The 9,118-nt window shown below is 68.7% G+C and carries 9 protein-coding genes and 1 pseudogene; 5 read left to right on the top strand and 5 right to left on the bottom strand.

Annotated elements, in window-relative coordinates; genetic code table 11:
* A partial coding sequence (locus FXN61_RS43930; RefSeq protein WP_167979757.1) for a DUF4191 domain-containing protein occupies window positions 1–680 on the bottom strand: 680 nt, incomplete at its 3' end.
* Window positions 681–742: 62 nt separating this feature from the next.
* Between FXN61_RS43930 and FXN61_RS43925 the strand changes: the two are divergent.
* From FXN61_RS43925 to FXN61_RS43910, 4 genes and pseudogenes are all read left to right on the top strand, one after another.
* A pseudogene (locus tag FXN61_RS43925) lies at window positions 743–2,811 on the top strand (ATP-dependent DNA helicase UvrD2).
* 141 nt (window positions 2,812–2,952) lie between these two features.
* A complete protein-coding gene (locus FXN61_RS43920; protein WP_167979756.1) occupies window positions 2,953–3,195 on the top strand; it encodes a hypothetical protein in 243 nt (80 codons plus the stop codon).
* A 99-nt stretch (window positions 3,196–3,294) separates the two neighbouring features.
* Window positions 3,295–3,615 (top strand): WhiB family transcriptional regulator, encoded by a 321-nt coding sequence (locus FXN61_RS43915; protein ID WP_167979755.1) that lies wholly within the window; start codon window positions 3,295–3,297, stop codon window positions 3,613–3,615.
* 286 nt (window positions 3,616–3,901) lie between these two features.
* On the top strand, window positions 3,902–4,774 hold the full coding sequence (locus tag FXN61_RS43910; protein WP_312878460.1) for a class I SAM-dependent methyltransferase: 873 nt from the start codon (window positions 3,902–3,904) through the stop codon (window positions 4,772–4,774).
* Window positions 4,775–5,098: 324 nt separating this feature from the next.
* Here the strand turns inward: FXN61_RS43910 and FXN61_RS43905 are convergent, their stop codons facing one another.
* From FXN61_RS43905 to FXN61_RS43890, 4 genes are all read right to left on the bottom strand, one after another.
* Window positions 5,099–5,641, bottom strand: coding sequence for a hypothetical protein (locus tag FXN61_RS43905; RefSeq protein ID WP_167979754.1), 543 nt, complete (start codon window positions 5,639–5,641; stop codon window positions 5,099–5,101).
* Window positions 5,642–5,726: 85 nt separating this feature from the next.
* Complete coding sequence (locus FXN61_RS43900; protein WP_167979753.1) at window positions 5,727–7,037, bottom strand: ABC1 kinase family protein; 1,311 nt, start codon at window positions 7,035–7,037, stop codon at window positions 5,727–5,729.
* On the bottom strand, window positions 7,034–7,816 hold the full coding sequence (locus tag FXN61_RS56040) for a TOMM precursor leader peptide-binding protein (protein ID WP_312878459.1): 783 nt from the start codon (window positions 7,814–7,816) through the stop codon (window positions 7,034–7,036). Before FXN61_RS56040 ends, FXN61_RS43900 begins: the two co-directional genes overlap by 4 nt.
* Before the next feature lie 63 nt (window positions 7,817–7,879).
* Window positions 7,880–8,035: a DUF5679 domain-containing protein gene (locus FXN61_RS43890; protein WP_167979751.1), complete on the bottom strand. Its 156-nt coding sequence runs from the start codon at window positions 8,033–8,035 to the stop codon at window positions 7,880–7,882.
* A 194-nt stretch (window positions 8,036–8,229) separates the two neighbouring features.
* On the opposite strand from FXN61_RS43890, the gene FXN61_RS43885 reads away from it, so the two are divergent.
* Entirely contained in the window at window positions 8,230–8,757 is a 528-nt protein-coding gene (locus FXN61_RS43885; RefSeq protein WP_167979750.1) for a M48 metallopeptidase family protein, read from the top strand.
* Window positions 8,758–9,118: the final 361 nt, after the last annotated feature.

The raw sequence follows: 9,118 nt of genomic DNA, 5'->3' as shown, positions 1-9,118 counted from the left end.
ATCGGGCCCTTGGGCAGTGCGGCACCGCGGCTGGCCAGCGCCGCGAGGCGGGTCTCGAGCGAGTCGACCTGGGCGGCCGTGATGTTGCGCGGCAGCTTCATCAGCGTCGACTGCAGCTTCTTCAGCGGGACCTGGCCCTCGCCGGTGCCGATGATGAAGTCGTAGATCGGGGTCTCGCCGACGACGCGCGAGATGCGCTTCTTCTCCTGCGCGAGCAGCGGCTTCACCCGCTGCGGAGCGCCCTCGGCGACCAGGACCACGCCCGGACGGCCGAGCACGCGGTGCACGGCGTCGAGCTGCGTGGTGCCCGCGACGGCGGGAGTGACGCGCCAGCGGCCGCGCAGGTTCTCGAGCGCCCACGCGCCGGCGCCTGGCTGGCCGTCGGCCTTGCGGAAGACGTTGCTCTGCACGCGGCGGCCGAAGATGATCACGGCCAGCAGCGCGCCGATCGCGACGCCGAGCGGTACGACCATCCACCACTGGATGCTGAAGACGAGGCTGACGGCGACCGCGATCGCCACGACACCGAGGATTACCCCCAGCATCAGCGGAACCAGCGCCTTGTCCTCGCGGCGTTGCATCTTGAACGCCTCGAAGATCTGCTTGCGCCGTTCGCGTGATGCCGCGCGACGAGCCTTCGACGCTTCCTTGGCAGCCGCCTTGTCCTGCTTACCAGCCATGCCCACCAGGATACGGCGCGCTGGTATCGGAGTTGCATCGGCCATCTGCGAGACTGCCGGGCATGGAGGCGTTGCTGGAGGGTCTTGATCCGGAACAGCGCGCAGCGGTCGAGGCGCCGCGCGGCCCGGTGTGCGTCCTCGCGGGAGCCGGTACCGGCAAAACCCGCACGATCACCCACCGCATCGCCTACCTGTGCCAACGCGGCCACGTCGCCCCGTCGCAGGTCCTCGCCGTCACGTTCACCAAACGCGCTGCGGGTGAGATGCGCACGCGTTTGCGTTCCCTGGACGTGCACGGCGCACAGGCCGTGACGTTCCACGCCGCCGCCTCCCGCCAGTTGCGCTACTTCTGGCCGAGGGTCATCGGCGGCCCGCGCTGGGAGTTGGTCGACCAGAAGATTCGCGTGGTCGGCCGCGCCGCGTCCAGGCTGGGGCTGCTACCGAGTCCGACGCGCTGCGCGACCTGACCAGTGAGATCGAGTGGGCGAAGTCGTCGCTGCTGACGCCGGACGCGTACCCGGCCGCAGCCTCACGGGCCGCGCGCGACATCCCCGCGCCCGCCGAGCAGATCATGAAGCTCTACGCGATGTACGAGCAGCTCAAGAACGAGGCGCAGCTGCTCGACTTCGACGACCTGCTGCTCTACACGGCAGGGGCGCTGGAGGACAACGCGGAGGTCGCGCAGGAGTTCCGCGACCGCTACCGCTGCTTCGTCGTCGACGAGTACCAGGACGTGACGCCGCTGCAGCAGCGCGTGCTCGACGCGTGGCTCGGCGGCCGCGACGACCTGACGGTGGTCGGCGACGCGAACCAGACCATCTACTCGTTCGCGGGCGCCTCGCCGCAGCCATTGCTCAACTTCCCGCGGCGCTTCCCCGAGGCCGTCGTCGTGCGGCTGGAGCGCGACTACCGGTCGACGCCGCAGGTCGTGGCGCTGGCCAACGACGTGATCAAGTGGGCGCGCGGCCGTCCCGCCGGCTCGCGGCTGCAGCTGATCGGGCAGCGGCCGGAGGGGCCGTTGCCGCGGTTCCACGAGTTCGACGACGAGCCTGCCGAGGCGGACTCGGTCGCGCGGCGCATCAAGACGTTGCTCGACGAGGGCGTCGCGGCTTCCGAGATGGCGATCCTCTACCGGGTCAACGCGCAGTCCGAGGTGTACGAGCAGGCGCTCGCCTCGCTCGGCATTCCGTACCTGGTGCGCGGTGGCGAGCGGTTCTTCGAGCGCGCCGAGGTGCGCCAGGCGATGATCGCGTTGCGCTCGGCGGGTGATCTTGAGGGAAGCCTGCCCGAGGTCGTCCGCTCGGTGCTGGGCCGCGTCGGGCTGACCGACGAGCCGCCGACCGGCGGCTCCGCGCGTGAGCGCTGGGAGTCGTTGCTCGCGCTGGTCGAGCTCGCGGAGGAGTTCGCCGTCACGGTGCCGGAAGCCGACCTGCCGCGGTTCTGCGCGGAGCTCGACGTGCGGGCCGAGACGCAGCACCCGCCGACCGTCGAAGGCGTGACGCTGGCGTCGCTGCACGCGTCGAAGGGCCTCGAGTGGGACGCCGTGTTCCTCGTCGGGCTGGTCGAGGGCACGATGCCGATCCAGTACGCCGACGGTGACGAGGCGAAGGTCGAAGAAGAACGCCGCCTTCTATACGTAGGCGTGACGCGCGCGCGTGAGCACCTCTGGCTGTCGTGGGCGTTGTCGCGCGCCGCCGGTGGGCGCAAGTACCGCCGGCGGTCGCGCTTCCTCTACGGCCTCGTGCCCGAGAACCACCCGGCCGCGCGGGTATCTGGCGGTGCGCAGCGGCCACCTCTGATGAAGAAGGAGAAGCCGACCTGCCGGGTGTGCGCGTCGACGCTGGTCGAGGCGCAGTCCGTCAAGCTCGGTCGATGCAGGACCTGTCCGTCTGATGTGGACGAAGAGTTGCTCGAGTCGCTGCGTCAGTGGCGTGCGGGGCGAGCGCGGGAGCTCAAGGTGCCCGCGTACGTGGTCTTCACGGACGCGACGCTGATGGCGATCGCGGAGCAGCGACCCACGGATTCGGCCGGACTTGTGGCGATCTCGGGCATCGGCGCCTCGAAGCTTGATAAGTTCGGTGACGACGTGTTGGGCCTGGTCCGAGCCGGTGTCGGGTACTCCGCCACCTGATCGGGACAAGTTTCGTTAAATAGGTTGCGAGCCCCTGGGACGGGGTCATAACCTGCTCATGCCGGGTCCGGAGGACCCGTCTGGGGAAGAAGAACTACTACTAGCTCTCTATGGCAGAGCTCTCGGAGGAGGTGGCCCGTTGTGAAGATCTTCAACATCTCGCGCGCGCTCGGCCTCCCCGTGTCCGAGGGCATTTGCACGTCCGCAGCCGCTCAGGCCATGTGGCAGAAGTCTGCCCACAAGCCAGTGGCACTGCTGGGTCGTGAGCGCGGCACCGGCCTGCTCATCGAGCAGCCGAGCCTGCGTCCGACCGCTGATGACGTTCCCAACTACACGACTGCGCTGTCCGCGCGTCAAGTGAGAAGGCTCCTGCCGACCCCATAGAGGGGGTCGAAGGACCACCAGGCTCACGAAAGCCGCGGACTCGCACAGAGTCCGCGGCTTTCGTGTTTTTGCTGTACCCCACACAAGGAGAAAACCCTGATGTTGACCGCGACTGTCCCGCTCACCGGCGAGACACTTCCGGACCTCGCGGAGGGGCTCGACATCCCCTGCCGTACCCACAACCCCGACCTCTGGTTCGCTGACACGCCGGCCGACCTCGAGAAGGCCAAGTCCTTCTGCGGGACCTGCCCGGTGTTGGCGGAGTGCCTCGCCGGCGCGCTCGCCCGTCACGAGCCGTGGGGCGTCTGGGGTGGAGAGATCTTCGAGCGCGGTGTCGTCATCGCGCGGAAGCGGCCGCGTGGCCGTCCGCGCAAGGACGCGACTGTTGTCACTGCTGACAAGACGGAGGCGGCGGCATGAACACCGTGCAGACCAACCACAGCGCATTGCCCGCCTACCTGAACGAGGCCCTGACACCCATGTCTCTGAACGAAGAACTCGTGCGAATACGAATACAAGAAGCCCAGAGGTACGCAGAAGAGCAACGCCTGGCGAACCGCCTCGCGTCAGCGCAACGTTGGCGCAGGTTGTCGCGATGGGCGGGACGCAGAGCGGCTCGCTTCGACCTCTGACAGTCTCGAGCTGAGGCCGTCATCCACGAGAAGGTGGATGGCGGCCTCGGCCGTTCCTCCGTACCGTTCCATCTGTGCCGCATCACACCCACGACGGAATCGACTGGTCCGCTCGGCTGAGCGGGATGAGGCGCTACGGCGCCCTTCAGGAAGAGGCGCTGTCCGCTGTCGCGCGGAGACTCGTCGCACCCTTGCCCGACTCGCCGGTCGTGATGGATGTCGGCTGCGGCGCCGGCGCCATGAGCGTGCCGCTGGTCTCGGCGTTGCGAGAACACGGCGGCGGCGTCCTGGTGCTGGTCGACGCCACACCCGAGCTGCTCGACGCGGCCTGCACCGCGGCGCGTGCCGAGTCGGACGGCGCCGTGTCGGTCAAGCCGGTGCTGGCGGATCTCGCCACCGAGGACCCGTTGTCCTTTGCCGGACCGGTCGAGCTCATCTGGGGCTCGCGGGTGATCCACCACCTCCCTGATCAGTTGCGCGGTGTCCGCCGCCTGGTGTCGGCCCTTGCTCCCGGCGGCTGGCTGGCACTGGCCGAGGGCGGCCTCGAAACCCGCTTCCTGCCGTGGGACCTCGGCGTCGGCGAGCCCGGCCTGCAAGACCGCATGGCCGCGGCCCGCGCCGAGTGGTTCGTGTCGATGCGCGAGAAGATGACCGGCTCCGTGCGGCTGCCCGTCGGCTGGAACGTCGCCTTGGCCGACGCGGGCCTGGGCGAGATCAGCGCCTTCAGCTTCGTCGTCGACCACCCGGCCCCGTCCAAGCACCTCGTCCGCGAGTGGGCCGTGGACCGCCTGACCTGGCTGTCCGAGATCACCGGGTCCTACCTGCACCCGGCCGACCGCGACGCGCTGCGGCGGCTGCTCAACCCGTCCGACTCGGAGTACGTCGGCGCCCGCGAGGACGTGTTCCTGCTGGAGACCGACACGATCCACCTGGGACGACGGCGATGACGGTGTGCCACAGATGTGGTCGTTCGCGTGCCTCCGTTTCTGATCTTGAGTTCTTGGCGTGGTCTTCCGAGCGGACCGGTGGGTCGATCCGGTGGTTGTGTCACGTGTGCGCGAAGACGTACGTGCGGGACATCGAGGGCAAGCTGCCTGACGAGTACTGGCGCTGACTCACCCCGGTCAGGTCGGGGTTTGTTGGTGTGGGGTCGAGGGGCAGCAGCCGACGCGCGGGCTGTCCGTTGAGTGATGGCGGCTGAGTTGTTGCTTGAGTGAGGTGTTGGGCCCAGGTCATCGGCGCGTGCGCGTCGCAGTGTGACCGCGAGCCGGTCAGGTCGGATAGAGGTGGCGTAAGGCCTGTCTGACCAGCGCCGTTCCCCGTCGGCTGCTCCACCGCAGCTCCTCGTGGAGATCGCGCTGCGAGCACAGCCGCGCGTCCACCACGGCGTCGAGGATCGCCACGACCGCGCGCGGGTTTGTCTCCCGGCGGGCCATGTCCAGCGCGGCCCGCGGCGGGTCGGCGAGCCTCAGCCCGTTGCGTTCCACAACGCCCGGCGGCCGGTTTGTGCGCTCGAAGAGAACCCACGGATGCGCTCTTCGCATGTTCTTTCCCACGAGCACGTGAATGTGCCGGGAGACAGGCAGCACAGCCCCTTGCCGAGACAGTGCGTCCGCACCCGTGATCACGGATTCAGGGCCTGCATAAGACAGGACAGCCCTCAGCCGGTCCAGCCGAGTCGGCGGCGAAGGTTTCTGCAGGAAGACGCCAGGCAGCAGCTGTTGCCACGGCCCGGCGGGCGTGCAGTGACGCTGGATCTCCCGGGAGGAGAAACCGTATTTGCGCAGGTCAGCGGTGGTTGCGATGGGTGCCATGCGTCCATCCTGGCCCAGATGGACACACTCAAACGGGGCTCAGTGCCAACCTGTGGACAACTCGCCGAATGTTCACTCGGGCGAGTTAGTCGTCGAATCCTGGCTGCCACCGCGCGACGATTTCGCGTGCGGTCACGTGGGCGTCCAATTGGCAGAGAATGCCCGTCGCGCCCAATGTCACGCGGTGAATCAGCAGGTACTGCGGGGGCAGGTTCAAAGAACGGCCGGTCTGTGAGTCCGGGCTGCGCAGGTCGCCGACCCGTTCCGCCTGCGACTGCAGCCAGCGGCGCGTGAAGTGGAACGACTCGGTGCGCAGCGGCTCGACGAACGGGGCCAGGTAGCCGAGCACGTCGTCGCCGTGCAGGGACATGCCCTCGCGGATGAAGTTCTCGGTGCGCAGGAGCTCCACCAGATCCGCGGAGCGGCCGTCCAGGGCCAGCCTGGTCATCAGGCCGAGCGTCTTGGGCAGGCCGTCGGGCAGGCGGGCCACGGCGCCGAAGTCGATCACTCGCAGCCGGTCGTCGTCGCCCAGCATGAAGTTGCCGGGATGCGGGTCGGCGTGCAGCAGGCCGGAGCGCGACGGTGCCGAGAAGTGGAACTCGGCGAGCAGCTGTCCTGCCAGGTCGCGCTCCTCGACGGAGCCCTCGCGGATGATCTTCGACAGCGGCGTGCCCGACGTCCACTCGGTCACCATGACCTTGGGCGATGAGGCGATGACGCGCGGCACCAGCACACGCGGGTCGTTCTCGAAGGCCTTGGCGAACGTGCGCTGGTTCGCGGCCTCGTCGCGGTAGTCGAGCTCCTCCAGGTACCGGTCGCGCAGCTCCTCCAGCAGGGGGCGCACGTCGGTACCAGGCATGATCGCCTGCAGCAGCCGGGAGAACCGCAGCAGCTGCTTCAGGTCGGCGCGCAGGGCCTCGTCGGCGCCGGGGTACTGGACCTTCACCGCCACGTCGCGGCCGTCGTGCCACACGGCGCGGTGCACCTGGCCGATGGACGCGGAGGCAGCAGGCTCGTCGTCGAACGACTCGAAGCGCTTCGTCCAAGACGCGCCGAGTTGTTCGGCGAGCACGCGGTGCGTGGTGCGCGCGGGCATCGGCGGGGCCGCGGTCTGCAGTTTCGTGAGCGCCTCGCGGTACGGGGCGGCGAGCTCGTCGGGGACAGCGGCCTCGAACACGCTCAGCGCCTGGCCGAACTTCATCGCGCCGCCCTTGAGCTGGCCGAGCACCGCGAAGACCTGTTCCGCCGTCTTGGCCGTCACCTCGGCGTTGACCTCGTCGGCCCCGCGTCCGGTGAGTCGCTTCCCCCAGCCGCCCACAACCCGGCCTGCCACCCCGAGCGGGAGGCTCGCCAGCTTGGCGGTGCGCTGCACGGCCTTGCGCGGAATCTCGGTCACTCGGCCATGTTATGTGCGGAGCACTGACAGTCAGGGTGCGGATACCAGCTTCGCCTCTCAGCAACACCCGCCGCGAGGTCGAGCTCGACAGTGGCGTTCAACACGGGCGGCGGGGCCAGGTCACGTCCACGGACATAGATCAACGATTCGAGGATCTGCGCCACCGCGAGCGCTGCCGTTCCTGTCGCGAACAGCACGTCGGTGGAGGCCGGTTTGCCGGCGAGCTGCGCCGCGATGGCGGGCCAGGCCGGATCATGGTCTGCGCGGTGCAGGTCCGCGCAGTTCAGGCAGCTGGTGCGGCCGGGCAGCACGAGCGGTCCGACGATGCCCACGCCCTCACGCACCCGCACGGCCAGATGCGGCGTCCGCGACGCCATCAGCGCGTTCACGAGGTTCGGGTCGGGGACGAGCGTCGCCGCCAGCACCGTCAGATCCGCGTGGTGCTCCAGGCGGACGCCTGATTCAGCTAGAAGCGAAGTGATTGAGAGAGCAAGGTGTCCGGCGCCGAGGACGGCGGCCGTCGCGCCCTTCGCGGGGGAGCCTGTGTCGAGCAGACCGGCTTCCTCGAGCGAGGCGAGAACGTCACTCAGCTGGCTCGGGTCCTCGCCACGTTCTTTCAGCCTTTCACCCAGTTCAGCGACGGTGTGGCGGCCGTCGAGGGTGATCAGTGCGTCGACCAGTGCTTCGGACAGTGAGTCGATCACCACGGCGTGTTTCGGGTCGGTGCCGACCTGGACCACGCCGGGGCCGCGGCGCACCACGGCGAGTCCTTTACGCACGCGAGGTCTTGTGTCCACATGAGAAAGACTGGCAGGGGGCGAGGCCCCCTGCCAGCGGAAACGTCAGACCTTGGCCTTGCCGAGGATCCGCGTCATCTTCGTACCGCAGACAGGGCAGGTGCCCTTCGCCATGCGCCGGCCGTTCGTCTCCTCGACCTTGCCTTCGAAGTCGCGCTTCTCGCGGCACTTGACGCAGTAGCCGTTGTAGGTCTCGGCCACAGCCCCTCCCTTGCAGTTGTGAGTGCGGACACACTCGGGGACCTTGGCGCGACGGTACCTGGGCGAGGCGGCGAATCCGCGCAGGTTCATCCGCGCGTGTCCAGCCGCCGTTCGGTGGAACTTCACCCGCCGGGTGCGCCGCTGCCGCCGGTTGGGGGCCGAAAATTGTCGGTGACGCCGTTTACGGTGACTGCATGGCCGAACCGCGGGTGGAGGTGCGGCGGAGCTCCCGGCGCCGCCGCATGGTCAGCGCGTACCGGGAGGGCGACACGGTCGTCGTCCTTCTGCCGGCACGGATGACCAAGGGGGAAGAAAAGCACTGGGTGGCGGAGATGTTGAGCCGCCTCCAGCGCAGTGAGACGCGCAGGAAATCTCCTGCGCGAACGTCGGACGAGGCGCTCATGGTGCGCTGCGCCGAGCTGTCGGCGCGTTACCTGGACTCGCTCGCTGATCCCGTCAGCGTGCGCTGGGTGCCGCCCATGCGCACCCGCTGGGCGTCGTGCACGCCGACCGAGGGCACCATCAGGGTGTCCGAGCGGCTGCGCGACGTGCCGCCGTGGGTGCTCGACTACGTGCTGGTGCACGAACTCGCGCACCTGCTCGTGCCAGGGCACGGCAAGGACTTCTGGGAGTGGGTGCACCGCTACCCGAAGACCGACCGGGCCATGGGTTATCTGGAAGGTCTCTCGGCCGCCGCAGGCCTCGGGATCACGGAGGACTGAGGAGATGAGCATGAGGCGAGTCCGTACGGCATGGCTCGTGTTCGGGCGCGCTGACCTGCTCTTATCACGCTGACCACGCGATCTTGCCGGGCGTGCCGCAAGCGCCCGGCAGGTCCGGTCACCACCAAGAAATCGGCCTTCACGAGGCGTGCCGCCTGCCCGGTGCATACGGGCACAGCTCGGTTGGGCACGCGGCTCGTGCCTGGTGCACACGGATGCAGCTCGGGCGGGTACGCGGCTCGTGCCTGGTGCACGCGAATACGGCTCGGTCGGGTACGCAGCTCGTGTGTGGTGCGCGCGGATGCAGCTCGGTTGGGTGCGCAGCTCGTGTGTGGTGCATGCGGACACAGCTCGGTCGGGT

The sequence above is a fragment of the Lentzea indica genome (genome assembly GCF_012184385.1).
GTDB classification, from domain to species: Bacteria; Actinomycetota; Actinomycetes; order Mycobacteriales; family Pseudonocardiaceae; genus Lentzea; species Lentzea indica.
The sequence above is the reverse complement of the archived record's forward strand: the minus strand, read 5'-3'. Positions and strand labels throughout refer to the sequence as shown.